This is a genomic window from Pseudomonas sp. LBUM1649, from assembly GCF_059716155.1.
On the sequence record NZ_CP166807.1, the window covers coordinates 2,115,277 to 2,135,342 of the forward strand.

General features: G+C 60.0%; 18 protein-coding genes and 3 pseudogenes. 3 read left to right on the forward strand and 18 right to left on the reverse strand.

Annotated features, from left to right (window positions below; translation table 11 throughout):
* Window positions 1–267 precede the first annotated feature (267 nt).
* Complete coding sequence (locus ACA058_RS09725; RefSeq protein ID WP_497638877.1) at window positions 268–2,061, reverse strand: alpha/beta fold hydrolase; 1,794 nt, start codon at window positions 2,059–2,061, stop codon at window positions 268–270.
* A gap of 211 nt (window positions 2,062–2,272) precedes the next feature.
* On the opposite strand from ACA058_RS09725, the pseudogene ACA058_RS09730 reads away from it, so the two are divergent.
* Window positions 2,273–3,058 (forward strand): annotated as a pseudogene (locus ACA058_RS09730) (3-hydroxyacyl-CoA dehydrogenase NAD-binding domain-containing protein); the annotation flags it as partial.
* Window positions 3,059–3,236: 178 nt separating this feature from the next.
* Here ACA058_RS09730 and alr read toward each other — a convergent pair.
* The 4 genes from alr to ACA058_RS09750 form a co-directional block, all read right to left on the reverse strand.
* Window positions 3,237–4,466 carry an alanine racemase gene (gene alr / locus ACA058_RS09735; RefSeq protein WP_497638878.1) on the reverse strand — a complete coding sequence of 410 codons (1,230 nt, stop codon included), beginning with the start codon at window positions 4,464–4,466 and terminating at the stop codon, window positions 3,237–3,239.
* A 189-nt stretch (window positions 4,467–4,655) separates the two neighbouring features.
* On the reverse strand, window positions 4,656–5,327 hold the full coding sequence (locus ACA058_RS09740; protein WP_497638879.1) for a GNAT family N-acetyltransferase: 672 nt from the start codon (window positions 5,325–5,327) through the stop codon (window positions 4,656–4,658).
* Between the two features lie 17 nt (window positions 5,328–5,344).
* Entirely contained in the window at window positions 5,345–5,791 is a 447-nt protein-coding gene (locus tag ACA058_RS09745) for a GNAT family N-acetyltransferase (protein WP_497638880.1), read from the reverse strand.
* A 9-nt stretch (window positions 5,792–5,800) separates the two neighbouring features.
* Entirely contained in the window at window positions 5,801–6,424 is a 624-nt protein-coding gene (locus ACA058_RS09750; RefSeq protein WP_497638881.1) for an FMN-binding negative transcriptional regulator, read from the reverse strand.
* Between the two features lie 90 nt (window positions 6,425–6,514).
* Here ACA058_RS09750 and pdxR point away from each other — a divergent pair, with 90 nt between their 5' ends.
* Complete coding sequence (pdxR, locus tag ACA058_RS09755; RefSeq protein ID WP_497638882.1) at window positions 6,515–8,041, forward strand: MocR-like pyridoxine biosynthesis transcription factor PdxR; 1,527 nt, start codon at window positions 6,515–6,517, stop codon at window positions 8,039–8,041.
* A gap of 126 nt (window positions 8,042–8,167) precedes the next feature.
* Here pdxR and ACA058_RS09760 read toward each other — a convergent pair whose 3' ends face one another.
* The 6 genes and pseudogenes from ACA058_RS09760 to ACA058_RS09785 all read right to left on the reverse strand — a co-directional run.
* Window positions 8,168–9,268 carry a polyamine ABC transporter substrate-binding protein gene (locus ACA058_RS09760; protein WP_497638883.1) on the reverse strand — a complete coding sequence of 367 codons (1,101 nt, stop codon included), beginning with the start codon at window positions 9,266–9,268 and terminating at the stop codon, window positions 8,168–8,170.
* A gap of 17 nt (window positions 9,269–9,285) precedes the next feature.
* On the reverse strand, window positions 9,286–10,314 hold the full coding sequence (locus tag ACA058_RS09765; RefSeq protein ID WP_497638884.1) for a histone deacetylase family protein: 1,029 nt from the start codon (window positions 10,312–10,314) through the stop codon (window positions 9,286–9,288).
* An 864-nt stretch (window positions 10,315–11,178) separates the two neighbouring features.
* Entirely contained in the window at window positions 11,179–12,171 is a 993-nt protein-coding gene (locus ACA058_RS09770) for an AraC family transcriptional regulator (protein WP_497638885.1), read from the reverse strand.
* Between the two features lie 64 nt (window positions 12,172–12,235).
* A complete protein-coding gene (locus ACA058_RS09775; RefSeq protein ID WP_497638886.1) occupies window positions 12,236–12,865 on the reverse strand; it encodes a LysE family translocator in 630 nt (209 codons plus the stop codon).
* Between the two features lie 71 nt (window positions 12,866–12,936).
* Window positions 12,937–14,286, reverse strand: a complete 1,350-nt coding sequence (locus ACA058_RS09780; RefSeq protein WP_497638887.1) for an NCS2 family permease — start codon at window positions 14,284–14,286, stop codon at window positions 12,937–12,939.
* 208 nt (window positions 14,287–14,494) lie between these two features.
* Window positions 14,495–14,677, reverse strand: a pseudogene (locus ACA058_RS09785) (MarR family transcriptional regulator); the annotation flags it as partial.
* On the opposite strand from ACA058_RS09785, the pseudogene ACA058_RS09790 reads away from it, so the two are divergent.
* Window positions 14,678–15,519, forward strand: a pseudogene (locus ACA058_RS09790) (aminotransferase-like domain-containing protein); the annotation flags it as partial.
* Between the two features lie 175 nt (window positions 15,520–15,694).
* Here the strand turns inward: ACA058_RS09790 and ACA058_RS09795 are convergent.
* The 7 genes from ACA058_RS09795 to ACA058_RS09825 form a co-directional block, all read right to left on the reverse strand.
* Window positions 15,695–16,066, reverse strand: coding sequence for a glutathione S-transferase N-terminal domain-containing protein (locus ACA058_RS09795; protein ID WP_497638888.1), 372 nt, complete (start codon window positions 16,064–16,066; stop codon window positions 15,695–15,697).
* A gap of 103 nt (window positions 16,067–16,169) precedes the next feature.
* Window positions 16,170–16,715 (reverse strand): GTP cyclohydrolase I FolE, encoded by a 546-nt coding sequence (gene folE / locus ACA058_RS09800; RefSeq protein WP_497638889.1) that lies wholly within the window; start codon window positions 16,713–16,715, stop codon window positions 16,170–16,172.
* 22 nt (window positions 16,716–16,737) lie between these two features.
* The gene (locus ACA058_RS09805) at window positions 16,738–17,883 is read right to left on the reverse strand and encodes a tyrosine-type recombinase/integrase (protein ID WP_497639898.1); all 1,146 of its coding nucleotides are present in this window, start codon (window positions 17,881–17,883) and stop codon (window positions 16,738–16,740) included.
* Window positions 17,787–18,128 carry a hypothetical protein gene (locus ACA058_RS09810; protein ID WP_497638890.1) on the reverse strand — a complete coding sequence of 114 codons (342 nt, stop codon included), beginning with the start codon at window positions 18,126–18,128 and terminating at the stop codon, window positions 17,787–17,789. The genes ACA058_RS09805 and ACA058_RS09810 overlap by 97 nt, the downstream gene beginning before the upstream one ends.
* Before the next feature lie 44 nt (window positions 18,129–18,172).
* The gene (locus ACA058_RS09815; protein WP_497638891.1) at window positions 18,173–18,820 is read right to left on the reverse strand and encodes a DUF1281 family ferredoxin-like fold protein; all 648 of its coding nucleotides are present in this window, start codon (window positions 18,818–18,820) and stop codon (window positions 18,173–18,175) included.
* Between the two features lie 573 nt (window positions 18,821–19,393).
* On the reverse strand, window positions 19,394–19,588 hold the full coding sequence (locus tag ACA058_RS09820) for a hypothetical protein (RefSeq protein ID WP_497638892.1): 195 nt from the start codon (window positions 19,586–19,588) through the stop codon (window positions 19,394–19,396).
* Complete coding sequence (locus tag ACA058_RS09825; protein ID WP_497638893.1) at window positions 19,585–19,908, reverse strand: hypothetical protein; 324 nt, start codon at window positions 19,906–19,908, stop codon at window positions 19,585–19,587. Before ACA058_RS09825 ends, ACA058_RS09820 begins: the two co-directional genes overlap by 4 nt.
* Window positions 19,909–20,066 lie beyond the last annotated feature (158 nt).

Consider the following 20,066-nt stretch of genomic DNA (forward strand, 5'->3'; position numbering starts at 1 on the left):
TTGGCTTTTTCAAGAGCAGCGATTGGTACGACGCAGGAAATAAGCGACCGGCAATGCAGGTTTGCCACCCCGATGATCACGAAGTTAAGTTCGGTAGTTTCCTGGTCATTTGCTCTCCTGAGAGGCGGGCTAGAAAGACAGGGTATGCCTACTGCAAGTGGCTGCTATTGGCCGTTCTCTGCCGGTCACGACCGGCCGATCCTCACCTGCGCAAAGCGCTGAAACCCACGGATGGCGTGGGCTCAGCTCGAGGAGGAGAGGGCAGCCTCAACGCTCCATAACATAGGTGCCAGGTGCGGGGCAGAGGGGCGGGTATTTGCGCGAGCCAAGCTTCTTCGGCGCCGGCAGGCTGTCGCCCGAGCGCTGCCCGATCCATTCGCGCCAATGCGGCCACCAGCTGCCTTGCTGGCGCTCGCCAGCGTTTTGCAGCCAGATTTGCGGGGTCTCATCGGCGGCAGGCGCCGCGTAGTAGAACGACTTGGGGTTGCCCGGCGGGTTCACCAGGCTCTGCAGGTGGCCGGCGTTGGACAGCACGTAGGTTGAGTCCTCGCCAAACAGCCGGGCGGTGCCGTAGCAGCCCTGCCAGGGTGTGATGTGGTCGGTGGTGCCGCCAACCACATAGGCTCCCACTTTCACCTGGGTCATGTCGATCGACTCGCCGGCAATCTCCAGGGCGCCCGGGTTGCTGTAGGGGTTCTGCTGGACCAGGTCGAGGTAGTCGGCGTGCAGTTGGGCGGGTAGTCGCGTGGTGTCGTTGTTCCAGGCCAGGATGTCGAAGGCCGGCGGCTTGTTGCCAAGCAAGTAGTTGTTGACCCAGTAGTTCCAGATCAGGTCGTTGGGCCGCATCCAGGCGAACATGCGGGCCATGCCCTGGCCGCTCAGGACACCCTTGCGCCGGGAGCTGGCCTTGGCAGCGCGCAGGGCGGACGGGGTGGTGAACAGCCCCAGGGTGGTGTCGTCCAGCGCCGAAGGCATGTCGAGCACGCACACGGCCCAGCTGGTGTTGGCCACCTTATGGCCATCGCCACGGGCCGCCAGCCAGCCCAGGTAGGCCGCCAGGGTGATGCCGCCCGAGCAGGAGCCCCACATGTTCACATCCGGGCTACCGGTGATCCTGCGCGCCACGTCCACAGCCTGGTCGAGGCACAGCGCGTAATCCGACAAGCCCCAGTCACGGTGCTCGCGGGTGGGATTGCGCCAGCTGATGACGAAGAGGTTGACGCCGCTGTCCTGGATCCACTTGATCAGGCTTTTCTCCGGCGACAGGTCGATGGCGTAGTACTTGTTGATTTGTGGCGGCGACATCACCAAGGGCCGGGCATAGACGTTTTCGGTGGTGGGTGCGAACTGCAGCAGCTCGAACATCTCGTTGCGAAACACCACTTCGCCCTTGGCCGTGGCGATATTTTCCCCCACCTTGAACGGCGTGCTGTCGACCTGTCTCGGTAGCCCACGGTTGTTCAGCATATCCTCGCCGAATTGGCGGATGCCCCTGGCCAGGCTCATGCCACCGGTGTCCACCAGCTTGCGCAGCGCTGCCGGATTGGTCAGCGGCGAATTGCTCGGTGCCATTGCATCGGCCAGGAGTGTTGCTACGAACCGGGCTCGGCTCTTTTCCAGCGGGGCAAGGTCAGTGGATTCGATGAAGCGGGTCAGCTCACTTTGGCCGGCCAGGTAGCTTTGCAGCAGCGCGCGCAGGAAGGCGTTGGATTGCCAGGCCGGATCGGCGAAGCGCTTGTCCTTCGGGTCCGGCGCGATGCCGGAGTTGCCACCGACGATGCCGCGCAGCGCCTTCAGGTAGCCACCCAGATGAGCGCCAGCCTTGAGCGGCGACTTACCCACGGCCTTGAGCAGGCAACCGGCCGAGTTGGCCAGGTCCGCCGCGCGCACGCTGACTAGCGGGTTGGCTGCCAGGGTCTGGTTGGCAGCCGTGCCAATCAGCGCTTTTTGCTGGGTGTTGTCCGGGAGATCGCCATCCTTGCGAGCGCGGCGCTTTCGGCCGGTTGCTGGGGGGCGCTGGGTGGGGGTGGCGGTCTCGCTCGTTCGGGTGGATCTGCTCATGTCGGCTCTCGTGTTTCCGGGTGCTGGGCCCGGTTGTTGTTTTGCTCCGACTCTAGGTGTAGTAGAGGGCGGCCACCTCGCATTGCACGACAGCGAATTTTCATTTCATGACAAGGGGAATCGTGGATCGACGAGCTGAGCGGGTGGCCTGCGGGACAGTTGACTGAGGAAAACCATTAGCCGCACTGGAGATTTCCCCCCTTCGGATGCTGAGGCGGACATCGCGCTATCGCGGTTGACGCTGCAATCCAGATCCGGGGCCGTCGAGGCATTGCGCCTGTGCGAGCTGGTGTTCGAAGCCGTGCCGGAAGTCATCGAGGTCAAGCAGCAGACCTTCGCCTGGGTCAGCGAGCATGTCCCGGCGTCGACCATCATCGCGTCGACCACCTCGACCTTTCTGGTCACCGAGTTGAGCGAAATGGTCAGCACGCCTGCGCGCTTCGTCAACGCGCACTGGCTCAATCCCGCGCACCTGATGCCACTGGTGGAAGTCAGCCGCAGCGCAGCGACCTGCCCACAGGTGGTCGAGCGGCTGCTGCAACTGCTCAAGCGGATCGGCAAGGTGCCCGTGGTGTGCAATCCGGTGGCTGGCTATATCGTGCCGCGCATTCAGGCACTGGCGATGAACGAAGCCGCACGGATGGTGGAAGAGGGCGTGGCCAGCGCAGAAGATATCGACACCGCGGTACGCGTCGGCTTCGGTTTGCGCTTCTCGGTGCTGGGCCTGCTCGAGTTCATCGACTGGGGTGGAGGCGACACTCTCTACTACGCCTCGCGTTACCTGAGTGGCGCGCTGGCACCGCGTTTCGAGTCGCCACAGGTGATTGCCGACAACATGCAAAACGGCCGCAACGGCTTGCGCGATGGCCAGGGTTTCTACGATTACCGTGACCTGGATGTGGACGCCTACAAGCAGCAGCGTATCGGCGCCTTTGTGCGCAAGCTTGCGTCGTCGGGGTTGACGCCAGCGTTCAATGGCGCCTTGCGGCAGGGCTGAAAATGACAGTCGAATGCCAACCGCCACTGTAGGAGCGAGCATGCTCGCGATGGTCGTCAACGATAACGCGTGTTTACTGGCTAAACGCAGCGCTCTTGAGTCCATCGCGAGCATGCTCGCTCCTACAAAATCCTCAACTACGACACTCCGCCAGGCCTTTGACCTGCCCCGACTCCGTCTACTTCTCAACCAGAATTTTCGGGTTAGCACTGCCCCAGACGGTGTAAAGGTCGGCCAGAAGCGCGCCGTTGATCTCTTCGATTTCAGCCTGGCTGACTTCGCTTGCGCCTTGCTTGCCAAACAGCATCACTTCGTCTCCCGACTTGACGTCGGGTGCATCCGAGACATCGACCATCAGGGTGTTCATCGAAACCTTGCCCACTACCGGCACGCGATGACCATTGATCAATACCACGCCTTTGTTGGTGAACACGCGGCGATAGCCGTCGGAGTAACCGACCGTGATGTTGGCAAGTTTCGAATCACGTGTCAGGGTGAAGGTGCGGTCGTAACCCACTGTGTTTCCAGCGGGATAGCTATTGACCGAGGCCACACGCGACTTGAACTGCATCACGCGCCGATATTCAGTGCGCGAGATGACGGTATCGCCAAACAAAGCGCCGCCCGTGCGCACCATGTCCAAGTGCGATTCGGGTACTTCCAGAGTGGCGAAGGAATTGGCCGCGTGCAGGGTAATTTTCTTGCGATCGAGCTGAGCCACATCCATCAGCCAGGCCGCTTGTTCGTTGAAGGTTGCCAGGCCCTTGCGCACGTCGTCCTTATCCTCCACTGCGAAGTGGGTCATGATCGCGACCACTTCCAGATTCGGTACCTTTGTGATTGCCACGGCGTCCTTCTTGCCCTGTTCGGTAGCCATTTCCACGCCGTTACGGCTCATGCCGCTTGAGTTGAGGCTGAGGTGCACCTGCAGTTTGCGATCGTGTTTATGTGCAAGGTCGGCCGCCTGGCGGGCGAAATCGAGGTTGCCAACCAGTTCTTCGACGTTGTACTGCAGAGCATTTTCCAGCTCACCCAGGGTGGCGTTGCGAACACGGATCAACTGGCCCTTGAAGCCGCTTTGGCGAACCACTCGTGCCTCTTCGTTACTGGCGATTGCCACACAGGGTACCCCCAGCGCGATCACCGAAGGCACCACCAGCCCGATACCATGACCATAAGCGTCGGCCTTCAGTACCGCACAGAGTTTCGACTTGCCGGCCAGCTCCGCTTGCAAGGTACGGATATTGTGCACTAACGCGGTCTTGTTGATTTCAATCCAGGCATTGCTAATTTGCGCAGTCAGCTCGGAGTTGCCGTTGGTGAGCGACAGCGGCGGCGCCGCCTGGGCCTGACTTTGCGAAAAAATCAGGCCGAGGGACAACGCTAGAACAGTCCGTGTAAAGGGCATTTGAAACTCTCCGTGTAATCGGTCTTTTTGTTGTTCAAGTGCCGATTATAGGGAGGCAATGTAAGTTTTCTTTGTACGCGGGGTTCGAAGATGTAAGAGGAGGTAAGGAGTTTGTTCGCGCGCTTTATCCAAGGTGAACACCGAGGCCAAGGCACCTTGCGTGCCGAGAGCCTCGACGGCCACGTCAGTTTACCCCCGACACTCCGCCAAGCCTTTGACCTGCCCCGAATCCGTCTGGTTTTCATCACTCAACCAGCGTTCGAACCCCGTGCCAATCGCCGGCCATTCCGAATCGATGATCGAATACCAGGCGGTATCGCGGTTCTGCCCTTTGACCACCATATGCTGGCGGAAGACGCCTTCGAAACTGAACCCCAGGCGCTCGGCCGCGTACTTGGAGCGGGCATTGCCGTTGTTGCATTTCCACTCAAGACGCCGGTAGCCGAGGGCGAACGATTCTTTGGCCAGCAGATAGACGGCCTCGGTGCTTTTGGGTGAGCGTTGCATCGGCGCGCCGAAGGTCACGTGGCCAATTTCGATGCGGCCCTGGGCCGGGACGATCGACATCAGGCTGAGGATGCCTTGCACCTCGCCGCTGGCGCGGTCGATCACGCTGAAGAAGTAGGGATCGCTACTGGCGGCGTGGTTGTTCAGCCAGTCGTTGAATGCGCTGCGTTGCGGGAAAGGACCGTAAGGCAGGTAATCCCACAGTTTCGGATCTCTGCCTGGGCCTTGCAGGGCGTTGAACAAGTCGTCGCCGTGGCGCGCCGGGTCGAGTTTTTCCAGGCGGATGAAACGCCCTTCGATCAGTTGGACCGTAGGGGCCGGGACGCCTTTCCAATCGGCGAGTGAAGTCGACATGCTGTTCTCCTTGAAACTTAAATGGCTTTGCGAAACTGGATGAGACCCGGACGCTCGGCGATGCGCTCGTAGAGCTGGATCGCGGTGGCGTTGGTTTCGTGGGTCAGCCAATGCACCTTGCTGCAACCGTCGGCCTTGGCCGTGGCGTAGACGAATTCGATCAACTGGCGGCCAACGCCGGTACCACGGGTTTCAGGTGCTACCAGCAAATCCTGCAGGTAGCAGGCGTTTTCAATGCTCCAGTTGGAACGATGGTAGATGAAATGCACCATGCCCACCGCTTTGCCGTCGGCCCAGGCGAGGGCGGCATGGGTCGGTTCGTTCGGGTCGAGCATGCGCTGCCAGGTGGTTTGGCTGACGGTCTCTGGCAGTTCGGTGTTGTAGAAGCGCAGGTAGGCCTGCCACAGCGGCAGCCACGCGGCGTGGTCGTTGGCGCTGACTTGGCGGATGTCGATCTGACTCATGTTCATTCCTTAAGGCATCAATTGGGCGAGGCCTTGGTCGTGTGCGTCCGGGCTGGCAGCCAGCCCTTCGCGCACGCCGGCGATGTCGGCGGCGTTGCGGTTCTGGCTGAGCTTGCGTTTGCCTTCCAGTCGCTGGATCGGCAGAGCGAAACCGACAATGGCCTTGAGCATGCCGTCGATGTAATCGGCGGGGGCATCGGCGACTTTCCACGGTTGCGCGCGACCGGCTTCATGACGATCGGTCAAGGCGCTGACCAGTGAGCGCAGGCGATCGGCATCGGTGAACACTTCGGCGCTGCCATAGGCATGTACGGCCACGTAGTTCCAGGTCGGCACGACTTTGCCGTCCTCGGCTTTGCTCGGGTAAAACCCGGGGCTCACATAGGCGTCGGCGCCGGCAAAAATGACCAGTGCTTCGGCGCCGTCCTGCAGTTCCTTCCACTGGGGATTGGCCTTGGCAAAATGGCCATACAGGGTACCGTTCGGACCCTCGTCGGCGTTCAGCAGCAAGGGCAGATGACTGGCTTGCAGGCCTTGTTCGCCATGGGTAACCAGCAGGGCGAGGCGGGTGCCGAGGATCTGTTGCTGCAACTCATTCAAATCATTGAAGGCAAAAGCGCGGGGCGTATACATGGAAATATTCCTTGGCAGATGCCTGCATCCTAGGCAGGCTATTGGTCTGTTGTAAGAGCCATTAACGAAAAATTTCATAGGTCCATTGTCATGACGGATGCGCCGCTGTCCTTGTCCTTCAACCCGGCGGGTATCGAACTCGACCGCCGCCAGGGCTTGAGTCGCCAGCTCTATCAGGCCTTGCGGGTACGAGTGCTCGACGGGCGACTGGCCAGCGGTACGCGATTACCGGCGAGTCGGGATCTTGCGGCGGCCTTGGCGATTTCCCGTAACAGCGTGGTGCGGGCCTACGATCAGCTCTACGCCGAAGGGTTTATCGAAGGTCGGGTGGGTGACGGGACCTATGTCGCGCAATTGCCCAAGGCACCGTTGCCGGGCAGGAAAACCGCGCCGAAAGTGCCGCCGGGCTCCTCTGCCAAGGGCCTGGAAGTGCCTGTGGTGGCGGCCGATAAAGTCGTCCGCAGCGGTGCATTGGTACGGTTGGAAAACAACCATTTGCCGACACCTCCGAGCGGTCCGCCGCGGGCCTTTCGGGTCGGCGTGCCGGCATTCGATCTGTTTCCGTTCGAGGTGTGGGCCAAGCTGAATGCGGCGTTCTGGCGCAAACCGGATCTGCAGCAGCTGTGTTATGGCGCGCCGCAAGGTGATGCGCGATTGCGCGGGATGATCGCGGCGTATTTGCGCAGTTCTCGCGGCATGCAGTGCACGGCGGAGCAAATCGTCGTGACCAGCGGCGCGCAGCAAGGGATCAGCCTGTGTGCGCAGTTGCTGGTGGAACCGGGGGATGGGGTGGCGGTTGAAAACCCCGGGTATCGGGCGGCCGGTCATGCGTTTGCGGTGGCCGGTGGGCGATTGCACGGTGTCTCGGTGGACAGCGAGGGCATTGACTGCGGCGAACTGGCGCGCCTGGGCAATTGTCGTCTGGCTTACGTGACGCCCTCGCATCAATACCCCATGGGTGTGGTGATGAGTCTGGCGCGACGCCTGGAATTGCTGGCCTGGGCCGAGCGCAGCCAAGGCTGGATCGTCGAGGACGATTATGACGGCGAGTACCGTTACAGCGGCGCACCACTGGCACCGTTGGCCGCGCTCGATCGTCACGGGCGGGTGCTCTATGTCGGTACGTTCGGCAAAGTGGCCTTTCCCGCCCTGCGCCTGGGCTATCTGGTGCTGCCGCCGGCATTGGTCGAGGCGTTTGCCCAGCGGCGGGCGGTGGATGTCCGGCATTCCGAGGTGAGCACCCAGGCAATAATGGCCGAGTTCATGGCCGCCGGACATTTTCAGCGCCACGTGCGGCGCATGCGTCGTGCCGCGTTGAGCCGCCGCAACACCCTATTGGCCAATTGGCCCGCGGATATTGCGGGTGTCGGTCACCTGCCAAGCGTGGCCGCCGGGTTGCACATGACGGTGGCGGTCGACACTCAAGCCCGCGAACAGGAACTGATAGATGCCGCGGCCAGCGTCGATGTCGAGATCAATGGCCTGAGCAGCTACTGGCTACCGGATTCGAAAAACACGCCGGATCAACGCGCCGGGCTGGTGTTGGGGTTTGCCGCGGTGCCGGAGGAGGCGATCAGCGCGGCACTCGAACGATTGAAAAAGGTTTGGCGTGAATGAGGCCGGGGCTGCTGTACAACCAGAACTCGCTGAAAACGCGAGTCCTGGCGGGCACAGGTCGTATCTGCGGAACCCAAAGCAGGTTGGTTGTTCGGGCAAGTCTTCACCCCACCATTCAGCGTCGTTTCAAGTCCCCGACTTGATCTTGGTCCAGGCCCGGGTACGTGCGCGTTCGGCATCGCGGGGCAGCGGTTGCAGGGTGTAGAGCGTGCCCATTGCCGTTTCGGTCGGGTACAGGTTCGGGTTGTTGCGAATCGCCGGGTCGACGAGTTCCGTTGCGTCCTTGTTCGGGTTCGGATAACCCACGAAGTCACTGACCGGTGCGATCACCTGGGGTTGCAGCAGGTAGTTGATGAAGGTGTAGGCGTCTTGCGGGTTCTTCGCGCCTTTGGGAATGGCGAGCATGTCGAACCAGATCGGTGCGCCTTCCTTGGGCAGGCGCATGTCCACGACCACACCGTTCTTGGCTTCCTTGGCGCGGTTGGCGGCCTGGGAGAAACTGCCGGAGTAACCGACGGCGACGCAGATGTCACCGTTGGCGATGTCGGCCATGTACTTGGACGAGTGAAAGTAGGTGATGTGCGGACGGATCTTCATCAGCAGCGCTTCAGCCTTGTCGTAGTCCGCAGGCTTTTTGCTGTTGGGGTCCAGGCCAAGGTGTTGCAGGGCCAAGGGCAGGATCTCCGAAGGCGAGTCGAGCAGGGCGACGCCGCACTGCTTGAGCTTGCTGATGTTCTCTTCCTTGAAGATCAGGTCCCAGCTGTCCACCGGCGCATTGTCACCGAGCACGGCCTTGACCTTGTCCGGGTTGAAGCCGATCAGGATGGTGCCGTACATGTACGGGACGGCGAACTGGTTGCCCGGGTCGTTGGCCTCGATCAGCTTCATCAGCTTGGGATCGAGGTGGTTCCAGTTCGGCAGTTTGCTGCGATCCAGTGGCTGGAACACGCCGGCTTCGATCTGCTTGGCCAGGAACACGTTGGACGGCACCACCACGTCGTAGCCGGAGTTGCCGGTCAACAGCTTGGCTTCCAGCGCTTCGTTGGTGTCGAAGATGTCATAGACCAGTTTGGTCTGGATGTTCTGGGTCTTGAAATCTTCCAGGGCCTTGGGGGTGATGTAGTCGAACCAGTTGTAGACGCGCAACGTTCGTTCTTCTGCGTGAGCGCCGCTACCGAGCACCGTGGCGCACAGGGCAGGAACGATAAACCGCTTGAGATTTTTCATTGTTTGGCGATTCCTCGTTAAGCGTTTTCAAAGCCTTCAAGAACGTTGACGGCGTTGATGCCGATCTCTTCTACCGCGTAACCGCCTTCCATCACGAACAGCGTCGGCACGCCGAGCTTGGCGATGCGTGTGCCCATGGCCAGGTAATCGGGGCTGTCGAGCTTGAATTGGGAGATCGGATCGTCCTTGAAGGTGTCGACACCCAGGGACACGACAACAATATCGGCGCCGTAGCGTTCGATCTCTTTGCAGGCTTGCTCCAGCGCAGCGCTCCAGGTATCCCAGCCGCTGCCCGCGGGCAGCGGGTAGTTGAAGTTGAAGCCTTCGCCGGGACCTTCGCCGGGTTCGTCTTCATAGCCGAGGAAGAACGGGAACTCGGCTTCCGGGTGGCCATGGATCGAGGTGAACAGCACGTCGCTGCGCTGATAGAAAATCGACTGAGTGCCGTTGCCGTGGTGGTAGTCGACATCGAGAATCGCGACTTTCTTGTGGCCCTGATCGAGAAAAGCCTGGGCGGCGATGGCAGCGTTGTTGAGGTAGCAATAGCCACCCATCAAGTCGCTGGCGGCGTGGTGCCCCGGAGGACGGCACAGGGCGAAGGCACTGCGGGCGCCGCGCTGGATTTCTGCCTGTGCGGTGAGTGCGACTTGCGCCGCGCTGTACGCTGCTTGCCAGGTGCCGGCGGTGATCGGCGCGCCGCCGTCGAAGCTGTAGTAGCCCAGTTCGCCGTGCAGGCTGGTGGGCTTGACGCGGCGCAAGGTACGGGCCGGCCAAGTGTAAGGCAGCAAGTCACCGTCGGTGTTGAATTCGGTCCAGCGTGCCCAGGCGCCTTTGAAAAAGTCGAGATAGTCGCGGCTGTGGATGCGCTCAATTGGCCCCAGGCCAAAATCCTTCGGCGCTTCTACGGGGCCCAAATTCTGCTTTTGCACACGTGACAGCACATGATCCGCACGCGAAGGCATTTCAAAGCAGGGCTTGAGTTGCCCGTCGATGAGTTCGCAACGGCCGTGGTGCAGGTGGTGATCGTCCGAGTAGATCGTCAGCATTTTGTTGTTCTCCGCAGGCGGGTTCGGTTGCACACAGTCTTGCGGCGTGGACGATTTCGGAGAACGGCAGGAAAGGCCAAAAGGGGATTGATGTGGCCAAAATATTTGACCGAAATTCGCCCCTGGATGATGCGAATACTGTTCACTTTAGGTTGGGGGGCATATTTGGATTGGGTGTATATCCATTGCTGCGGTAACGGCAACTTATGGTTCCGCTCTTACAGCGGGTCACTTGGAAGAGCCTGTAGGAGCGAGCTTGCTCGCGATGGAGGTCAACGATGACGCGGGGAGCCTGACTCCCCGTGGTGCTCTCAGGTTTTTCGTCGGAACGCCGCCCGGAGCATACTCGCTCCTACAGGGCCCGCCGCCATCGGCCATCCATGCCGGTTTGCCCACTGCGCAGAACCGGAACGAAGCCTCTCGATATGGCAAGAAAATCAAAAGCAAAAACAACGCGAGGCGGCCTGACAGCCGACCTGATTCCAGGTCTGTCCGCGATCCCCTTGTAGGAGCGAGCATGCTCGCGAAAAACGTCCAGACAACGTGTTCATCCAGACAGGGCGCGTTATCGTTGACGTCCATCGCGAGCATGCTCGCTCCTACAGGGAAAGTGTTCACTTGAAATCAGGTCGGCTGTCAGGCCGCCTCGCTTTGGCTTTAGATTTGGGCGCCCCGTTAAACCACGATGGCCGGAGAGAGGGCATGCCGAGCTCTAGCGAGGCACCGAGTGGTGGGGCAAAGCCTTTTGGTTCCTTTTTGGCTCGTTTGAAAAAGGGACTCGCCGTAAGGGCGAAACCATAAGTGGCCGTTACCGCAGCAATGGATATCCCCCAATCCAGTTGTTATATACTGGCCTTTTGCTCTTCAGGGCCTGAACTGGCTCGGCGCCACACCACTCCAGCGCACAAACGCATGGCGGAAACTCGCGGTCTCGCTGAAACCCAATGCTTCGGCGATACGGTAGATCGGCATCTGGTCTTCACAGAGCAACAGCTTGGCCTGCTCGAATCTGAGCTCATCGAGCAATTCCTGATAGCTGCAGCCCAGATCCTTGAGATGCCGGCGCAACGTGCGTGCCGAACAATTCATCTGCTCGGCCAATCCTTCGAGCCCCGGTGCCGCATGCAATTGTGCACCGAGCAACTGACGGATCCGCCCCAGCCAGGCCTGGCGCCCGGTAAACTCGGTATTCTGCTTGCGGCAACGCTCGGCCATGGCCTGGTGGGTGATGACATCGGCCAGTGGCAAGGGTTGGTCCAGCCAGCGCGGGTCGAAGGCGAAGGCATTGTTGCGTGCCCCGAAGTGCAGCGGGCAGTTGAAGTGTTCGGCGTAGGTTGCCTCGTAGTCGGGCGCGGCATGTTCGAAGCGCGCGGCCAGCAGCGGCAGGGCATGCCCGAGCAGGTCATCGCCGATGACTTTCAACGACACCAGGCAGAACTCGGCGTTGAACACTGCCAGCGCCGGATTCTCCCGGTAATCGGCGGCGACAAACCAGACGCGCTCGTCGTCCTCTTCCAGGCTCAGTTCGAAAAGTGTTCCCAACAGCGCCGGATAACGCATCGCCAGGCGCAATGCGTCACCGAAGGTGGCACTGGTGAGCAGGGCGTAGCCGAGCATGCCGTAGGACGAAACGTGCATGCGTCGACCCAGTTCCAGGCCGATATCGCGCTTGAGCGCGACGGCGTTGGCGCAGACCTGCATCTCTTGATTGGTGGTGATGCGCGTGTCCGCACGGCACAAATCCGCGGTGCTGATGCCGCTGCCGGCGAGCAAGGTGTCGCTGGGCAGGCCTTCGGCCTTGAAGGTGTCGAGCACCAGGGAAACGGCGTTGAGGGTGGTGAGGTGGGAGTGGAGCATGCTCGATTCCGGCGTGGGGGTGCCAGAACCGAGCAACTTGTGTGCCGATTTGCCTCAGGGGGCCTTAATGACCACTGAGCAATGAAGCTGCTCCGGCACCGCCGAACAGTCCGGCACTGACCCGGTTGAACCAGTTCTGGCCCTTGCCACTGCGCAGATACCGCGCCGCGCCATGGGCGCCGAGGCCGTAGGCAAGTTTGCACAGCAGGTCCAGTACGGTCCAGGTGGCGATCATCACCAGTAGTTGCGGCAGGAACGGTTGTTCGGCGCTCAAAAATTGCGGCAGAAACGCGGCGAAGAACAGGATGTCCTTCGGATTGCTCGCGCCCAGCATGAAGGCGCGCCCGAACAGAGCGCGAAAGCGCGGCGCCGCTGCGGCCTGAGGCACTTCGGCCCCGTGGGACGGTTGGCGCGACTGCTGCCAGCTTTGCCAGGCGAGGTAGAACAGGTACAGCGCACCGACGATTTTCAGTGCGCTGAACAACTGTTCGGACGCCAGCAACAAAGCCCCCAGACCCAGCGCCGAGGCACTGAGCAGGCAGATCGAGGCGCTCACGCCGCCGAGAAACGCCGGATAGGAACGGCGCAGGCCGAAGTTCAGGCTGTTGCTGATCATCAACAGCGACAGTGGTCCCGGGATCAGGATTACCACCAGCGCAGCGCCGCTGAACAGCAGCCAGGTTTCCAGACTCATCACTTTCCTCCATTTGCACAAAAGCCTCACCCGACGGGGTGAGGCTGGTTTGAAGCGCGTACCGCCGAGAGTTACAGGAAGATGAACTTGGCAATGAAAATTGCGCAGAGCACCCACAGGCTGACGGAAATTTCCTTGTACTTGCCGGTGCCGGCCTTCAGCGCCACATAGGTGATGAAGCCCAGCGCGATGCCGTCGGCGACCGAGAAGGTCAGGGGCATCATGATTGCCGTGACGATCGCCGGAATACTGTCGGTCGCCTCGTCCCATTCGATGTGGGCCATGCCGCCCATCATCAACATGGCCACATAGATCAGCGCACCGGCCGTTGCATAGGCGGGGATCATCCCGGCCAGCGGAGCGAAGAACATGGCCGCAATAAATAACACACCTACGGTCACTGCGGTAAGACCAGTCCGACCACCTGCTGCCACGCCCGCGGCACTTTCCACGTAGCTGGTGACGGGTGGAACGCCGACTACCGCACCAAAAACACTGGAAGCACTGTCGGCTTTCATGGCGCGCGAGAGGTTTTCGATCCGACCGTCAGCGCCCACCAGGTTGGCGCGCTGGGCCACACCCATCAAGGTACCGGCGGTGTCGAACATGTGCACGAAGAGGAAGGCCAGCACCACGCTGATCATGCTGATGTTGAACACGCCGGCAACGTTCATGGCCATCCAGGTCGGGGCCAGGCTCGGCGGGGCCGACATGATGCCCTCGTAGTGCACCAGACCCAGGCCCCAACCGGCCAGGGTCACGGTGATGATGCTGATGAGGATCGCGCCGAACACCTTGTGGTAGCTGAGGATGGCGATCATCAGGAAGCACACGGCGGCGAGCAGCGGGCCAGGCTCGCGCAGTGAACCGAGCTTGATCAACGTGGCCGGGCTATCGACGACGATGCCCGCGGTTTTCAAGCCGATCAACCCGAGGAACAGGCCTACGCCAGCGCCCATGGCGTAGCGCAAGCTGACGGGGATGCTGTTGAGCAGCCATTCGCGGATTCGCGAGAAGGTCAGGATCATGAACAGCACGCCGGACACGAAGACCGCACCCAGCGCGGTTTCCCAGTTGTAACCCATGGTGCCGACCACGGTGTAGGTGAAGAAAGCGTTCAGGCCCATGCCCGGTGCCAGGCCGACCGGCCAGTTGGCGTACAGGCCCATCAACAGGCAGCCCAGGGCGGCGGCAATGCAGGTGGCGACGAACGCCGCGCCATGGTCGATCCCGGCGTCCGCCATGATGTTGGGGTTGACGAAGATGATGTAGGCCATGGTGATGAAGGTTGTCAGACCGGCAATCAACTCGGTCTTCACCGTGGTGCCATGCAAGCTGAGTTTAAAGATGCGCTCCAGCCAGCCATTGCGTAAAGGCGGCGAGAGATCCAGCGTCGATGCTTCGGATTTGCGGCTTTCCACAGCGAGGTACTCCTCAAGAGTTTTATTGTTATTTCCAGGGCCGGACCCATGAGGGTGGCAGCGGCCCTTTGAGGCACTTGCGAATTTGTTGACCATTAGGTCAAGAACTCGCACGAAGTGGATTATGCTTTTGTATACAAATAAAGCAAATAATGTTTTTGATTTTGTAGACGGAAAGTTTGGCAATAGGGATATATCGCCAGGACGCTTACATCTTCTGCTGGTTTTCCCCCAGCGCCAGATTCACCGCCAACCAGCCATTCACCGCCGTCTCCCCAGCCTCGGCAAACACTCGCTCGAGCAATTTCACCAGCTCAAGGCGCAGTGACTGTTCAAACCGCGTGCCTTCGGCGGTCAATTCCAACAGTCGCTTTCGCTTGTCGGTCTCGGACTGCTCGAAGCACCGACCTACCTGGCGGCCCTGCAGATCTTCCAGCTGTTCGGTGCCAATTGCCTGACCGTGCCGCTGCAAGCCGATGGCCGGACCTTTCGCAACTGCGCGCGCGCCTGGAAGCACATGGCCCGGCGTTCATCTACCTGATCCCGACGTTCCAGAATCCGTCGGCCGTGCGTTACAGCGAAGCCAAGCGCGAGGCGGTCGCGGCATTGCTGGATGAGTTTGGCGTGACCCTAATTGAAGACGAGCCCTACCGTGAATTGACCTTCGATGGTGGCAGCGCCAAACCGATTGCCGGACGCCTGAAAAAAGCCAGCTGGATCTATACCGGCACGGTATCGAAAACCTTGCTGCCGGGTCTGCGCGTGGGTTATCTGATCGCCAGTGCGGACCTGTTCCCGCACTTGTTGAAATTCAAGCAATCGGCGGACTTGCATACCAATCGGGTCGGCCAGTGGCAAGCGCTGCAATGGATCGGCAGCGAACCCTACCAGCAGCACCTGAGTGAATTGCGTGGCTTTTACCGGGTGCGCCGTGACGCATTCCAGGCGGCGCTGTTAACGCATTTTACCGATCTGGCGGATTGGAATATGCCACAGGGCGGGCTGTTTTTCTGGCTGACGCTCAAGCATCCGATGGACACCCGTACGTTGCTGAATGCGGCGTTGGCCAATGACGTGGCGTTCATGCCGGGTGAGCCGTTCTTCCCTGAACCGGATAATCATCACGGGCATTTGCGGCTGAATTTCAGCCACATTGATCCAGCACGGCTGGAGGAAGGGCTCAAGCGCTTGGCGGCGGTGGTGCGGCAGGCCCAGGCGGCGGAAGCGGCCTGAGGGAAGGGCAGAAATGAATAAACCGGCCAATCGGCCGGTTTAGTTTTGTCTGGAATTTGCAGTGTTTGTGCCGGCCTCTTCGCGAGCAGGCTCGCTCCCACATTGGATCTGTGCAACCAGTTCCCTGTGGGAGCGAGCCTGCTCGCGAAAGCGTCAGTCAGAACACCGCAAAAAATCAGGCTGCCGCGAAACGCTTATCCAGATAATCAATGATCACCTTGGACTCATACATCCACGTGGTCTGGCCATTCTCTACGATGCGCAGGCAAGGCACTTTGATCTTGCCACCTTGCTCGAGCAGGGCCTGGCGATCCTGTTCGTTGTTTTTCGCGTCGCGCAGGGCCACCGGTACGTTAAGGCGGCGCAGGGTGCGGCGGGTCTTCACGCAGAACGGGCAGGCATGGAACTGATACAGGGTCAGGTCCCTGGCGGCAGCTTCGACCTGGGCCTGAGCGGCGGCAGGGCGCTGCTTCTTGCCTGGACGGGTGATGAAGTCGATGAAGATGATCAGTTGGCCAAGGCCGACACGAAGCGCTTTTACGAACACGTTGAAAGCCTCACGGTGCTAATGAGAAAGGCGCGCAGCTTACCTGATTTTTCCCGGACGAAAAAAAACCGGCGATGAATGCCGGTTCTCTTCGTGCGGCGAATTACTTGATCAAGCTGAGAAACTCGCTGCGAGTCGCGGCGTTCTCACGGAATTCGCCCAGCATCACCGAGGTGATCATCGACGAATTCTGCTTTTCCACACCGCGCATCATCATGCACATGTGCTTGGCCTCGATCACCACGGCAACGCCAAGGGCGCCGGTGACCTGCAGGACTGCATCGGCAATCTGGCGGCTGAGGTTTTCCTGGATCTGCAGGCGGCGGGCGTACATATCGACGATCCGCGCGACTTTCGACAAGCCCAGCACCTTGCCGCTCGGGATGTAGGCCACGTGGGCCTTGCCGATGAACGGCAGCAGGTGGTGTTCGCACAACGAGTACAACTCGATGTCCTTGACCAGCACCATTTCGCTGTTGTCGGAGCTGAACAAGGCACCGTTGGTGACTTCTTCCAGCGTCTGTTCATAACCGCGGCAGAGGTACTGCATGGCTTTGGCGGCACGTTTTGGCGTGTCGAGCAGGCCCTCGCGGGAGGGATCCTCGCCCAGTTGGCCAAGGATCGCGGTGTAATTCTGTTCCAGTGTCACAGAGCTTTATTCCGTATGGGTTCTAGAGGGGTACGGTTTCTGTCTGTACCAATTTTGTACCAATCAGGCTTTGCTCCAGCTTCCCGACTTCGCTCCAGTCTTCACTGGAGTTGATCCACCGGGCGTAGGTCGACAGTAGCATTTGCACGCTGTGGCCGAGCTGATTCGCAATGAACCCGAGGTTCATGCCTGCCATGAGGCACATGGTAGCGTATGTGTGCCGGCAGTTGTATTGCCGTCTGGCCCTGATCTTCAGCGCGACCAGCGCCGCCTTGAAGTGTTTGTCAGTCACGCTGGCCTGCTGGATGAACTCGAAGTTCTTCGTCGGCGGGAACACGTACGGTGACTGCTTGTGCTGGCGCCGGCTCTGCTTTGCCCTCAAATCGGCCACTTCCTTGGCCACCTCAATGGCATTTAATGCCCGGCTGTTCAGCATGACTCGCCGCGCCTCGCGTGTCTTCGTGCGCTCCTCGATCTTGTAGTCAGCCACGATTCTGCACACGTTGGCGACACGCCCCTCTGTATCCACCTCATCCCAGCGCAGCGCCGCTATCTCTCCGGGCCGCATGCCGGTGTAAAACGCGAATTCGAAATAGGCGGCGTACACCCGCATCGAACCGGCCAGCACCTGATAAAGGTGCGCCACAATCAAGTCAGCTTCCGCCACAGTAAACGGATCCACCGGTTTCTTCGCTTTCACTGGCAACTCAATCGAGCCGACCGGGTTTCGCGTGATCACCTCATCGTTCACTGCGCACTCGAACATCGTGTGCAGGCGCTGGATCGCCGAGCGCTTTACCGTCGACGATTTCCACTGCGTTTCGCTGACGACTTTCCGAATCATGGCCGATGTGATCTGGTCGATCGGAAGCAGGGCCAAGTGCGGCATCCAATAAATGTTGAGGGATATCCGGTAGTTTTTCCGGGTTCCCCCGACGACTTCCCGGCTGTCCAGCCAGGTTTGCGCGTAGCCGCCAAACAGCGGCGTCGCGGAATAGGTTGAGTAGGTAGAGTTCGGGAACAACTCGGCGTAACGCTGATCGTCCATCACGCCGTGCTTGATGAGGCTGATTACTGTAGCGCGTAGATCTGCGGCCGCTTTAATGCCTTTTGGCGTTTGGGAATAGGCGAGGGTCTCGCAGCGCCGGAACTGCCATGTGAAGCGAATGCGGACTGATTGACCTGCGAATTCAACTCCGGCGGGCAATCCCAAAGGCTTTCTAGCCATGCCTCATATCTCCTGATGCTGTAATAAATCTGCCCGTCGATTTCGTTCCACACCCCTTTCGGGATGATGTTGCGCTGGCGCTTGCCCTGGAGCGCGCGCCGGGTGGTGCCGACCATCTCCGCGAAGTTCTTCTCCGCGACTTTGTCGGACAGGTAGTCAACCGGTATCTGTTCTGCTGCCGCCATGATGATGCTCCATGCCGCGCGTGGCGGCAGAAGGTGGGGATGGGTTATTCGTCTTCGTCAGCTTCTGTCCAGCCCTTGAGGTCGCGCGCGAAGGCCTCCCACTTTTGCTGATCCGGCTCACTCATTTCGTTCCAGCGCCCGGCAACATCGGAAGAAACGACTTCGCCATCCTTGAGCTTGACCGTGCCGCAATTGCTGCCGGTGTCTTCGTCGGCATACCGGACCGTTATCTCTTCCCCTGGGTGGAGCTTCGACAGTTCTGTCAGAACTGGAATGGGGCACGACCAGGCGGTGTCGAAAGAGAGCTCGCCGGCATCAAGGTCGATTACCTGGTCGTAGGCGTTCCACTTCGTCCCCCAAACGTCACGGGCGAAGTCCAAGGTGTTGAAGTGGCCGCACGATCGCTTGTTGCGCAGCATCTGCACGAATTGTTCGAAGCCTTCGTCGCTCAATTTGAGCGCGTCCACCCGGCTGCGATTAGATTGCTGCAGGGATGCTATCAGCGGGTGATCATCCAGTGGCTGCGCTGTTATGACTGCCGCTGCCTCCTCGGCGGCGCAGTCGATGCCGTCCCAAGCAAACTGCCCGCGAAATGGGAGGATGGTGTTGAAATCGATCTTGCCGCTCTCGTTGATCAGCGATTTCAGGACGTGTGTTGGTGCACTTACTTTGTTGGTCACATGGTTTGGCATGGCAATAGAATTCCTCGCCCGCCGTTCACCGGCAGGCTGGTAGGTGAAAGTAAAGGGCGCTTAGATCGAAGCGGTACAGGCAATGGAGTTAAAAGTTCAAAGTGTTTCTGCCGTTTCTTACCGCAGGCACTGAATAGCGAGTAAAAGTGGGTGATAGATCGTCGACGGACGTTGAGAAAATGCACCTAAAACAGCGGCAACACGTGTTCTGGGAATGGGCAGACTGTACCTTGCATAATCGGTGTCACGACGGCCTCCTTGGTGACGGAGGTCAACTCGACGTACAGGTCCGAACGTCGTGTACAGGGGCTGTGCAGCTATTCGTTGGGGCGTACTCAAGCTCCGGCGAGATGATGTTCGAGGAGTACTACAAAGATCGTCCTGGCGAAACCATGACTCAAGCGCTGGAATGGGGCACAGCTCGGGCAGTGACTTTAACTTCCAGCAAATTAGTACCGCTGTCATCAGCGTCGAGATTGAGCATTTATCGCCATGCTTGAGATGCGCTATATCATCGCCGCGGCCTCGAATAGATGAGCCAGGCCATGTAGGCGAGGGCAGAGACTGGGATGATCATGGCGTCACCTGCTGAGCCGCCTCGCGGAACCGGGAAGGTGCCCAGTCGCAAGCCTCATCTTCCGGGATGTGACCGAACATCATCGTGCAACGCCGGGCATGCACGCAGTCACCGCAGGTCTTGCCTTCCGGCAGGTTCATACGGTCTTCGTCTGTCTCTGACCGCCGCAGCGGTTCACGTTGCTGGCTCATGGCGTCACCTCTCGGCGAGCCCACCAGCAGACAGGCCCGTCATCGGTGTCGTGAATTGCCAGGCAGAACCAGCCTTCGCCATCTGGGCGATCCGGCTCCCAGTAGCTGCAATCAGGGTCGCCGGCTTCGTAGTAGCGCTCGGCAATCGCCTCATCAGCGTACTCAAGGCTGACCATTCCCACGGACAGGCCCTGCTCGGCGATCCACTGCTTGCACTTTTCTTCGTCGCCCTCGTCGAAGTCGGGCATATCTGGGTGTTGGAACATGCCGTTTTCGTCGCGCACGACGGGGGTTGGCTGAATCAGCTTTATCGTTTCCATGGGCAATACCTGTCCTTTGCCGCTATAGCGGCTGACTTTGAAGGGGGAGGGGGTAAATCGTACCGGTCAGAAGATAGGGTGAATCATTTAGAAGTGACCACAGTCATCAACCTGAGAGGCACTCTTTTTTGATGGCGGTAAGTACCGCCTAAGGCAGT

Excerpts from the sequence above, each read along its gene's own strand:
- pdxR (WP_497638882.1), top strand. The coding sequence starts at position 6,515 with ATGACGGATGCGCCGCTGTCCTTGTCCTTCAACCCGGCGGGTATCGAA.
- ACA058_RS09820 (WP_497638892.1), bottom strand. The coding sequence starts at position 19,588 with ATGAGCCAGCAACGTGAACCGCTGCGGCGGTCAGAGACAGACGAAGAC.
- ACA058_RS09810 (WP_497638890.1), bottom strand. The coding sequence starts at position 18,128 with ATGGCGGCAGCAGAACAGATACCGGTTGACTACCTGTCCGACAAAGTC.
- ACA058_RS09765 (WP_497638884.1), bottom strand. The coding sequence starts at position 10,314 with ATGCTGACGATCTACTCGGACGATCACCACCTGCACCACGGCCGTTGC.
- ACA058_RS09750 (WP_497638881.1), bottom strand. The coding sequence starts at position 6,424 with ATGTATACGCCCCGCGCTTTTGCCTTCAATGATTTGAATGAGTTGCAG.
- alr (WP_497638878.1), bottom strand. The coding sequence starts at position 4,466 with ATGCCCTTTACACGGACTGTTCTAGCGTTGTCCCTCGGCCTGATTTTT.
- ACA058_RS09740 (WP_497638879.1), bottom strand. The coding sequence starts at position 5,327 with ATGTCGACTTCACTCGCCGATTGGAAAGGCGTCCCGGCCCCTACGGTC.
- ACA058_RS09745 (WP_497638880.1), bottom strand. The coding sequence starts at position 5,791 with ATGAGTCAGATCGACATCCGCCAAGTCAGCGCCAACGACCACGCCGCG.
- ACA058_RS09825 (WP_497638893.1), bottom strand. The coding sequence starts at position 19,908 with ATGGAAACGATAAAGCTGATTCAGCCAACCCCCGTCGTGCGCGACGAA.
- ACA058_RS09725 (WP_497638877.1), bottom strand. The coding sequence starts at position 2,061 with ATGAGCAGATCCACCCGAACGAGCGAGACCGCCACCCCCACCCAGCGC.
- ACA058_RS09760 (WP_497638883.1), bottom strand. The coding sequence starts at position 9,268 with ATGAAAAATCTCAAGCGGTTTATCGTTCCTGCCCTGTGCGCCACGGTG.
- ACA058_RS09815 (WP_497638891.1), bottom strand. The coding sequence starts at position 18,820 with ATGCCAAACCATGTGACCAACAAAGTAAGTGCACCAACACACGTCCTG.
- ACA058_RS09770 (WP_497638885.1), bottom strand. The coding sequence starts at position 12,171 with ATGCTCCACTCCCACCTCACCACCCTCAACGCCGTTTCCCTGGTGCTC.
- ACA058_RS09775 (WP_497638886.1), bottom strand. The coding sequence starts at position 12,865 with ATGAGTCTGGAAACCTGGCTGCTGTTCAGCGGCGCTGCGCTGGTGGTA.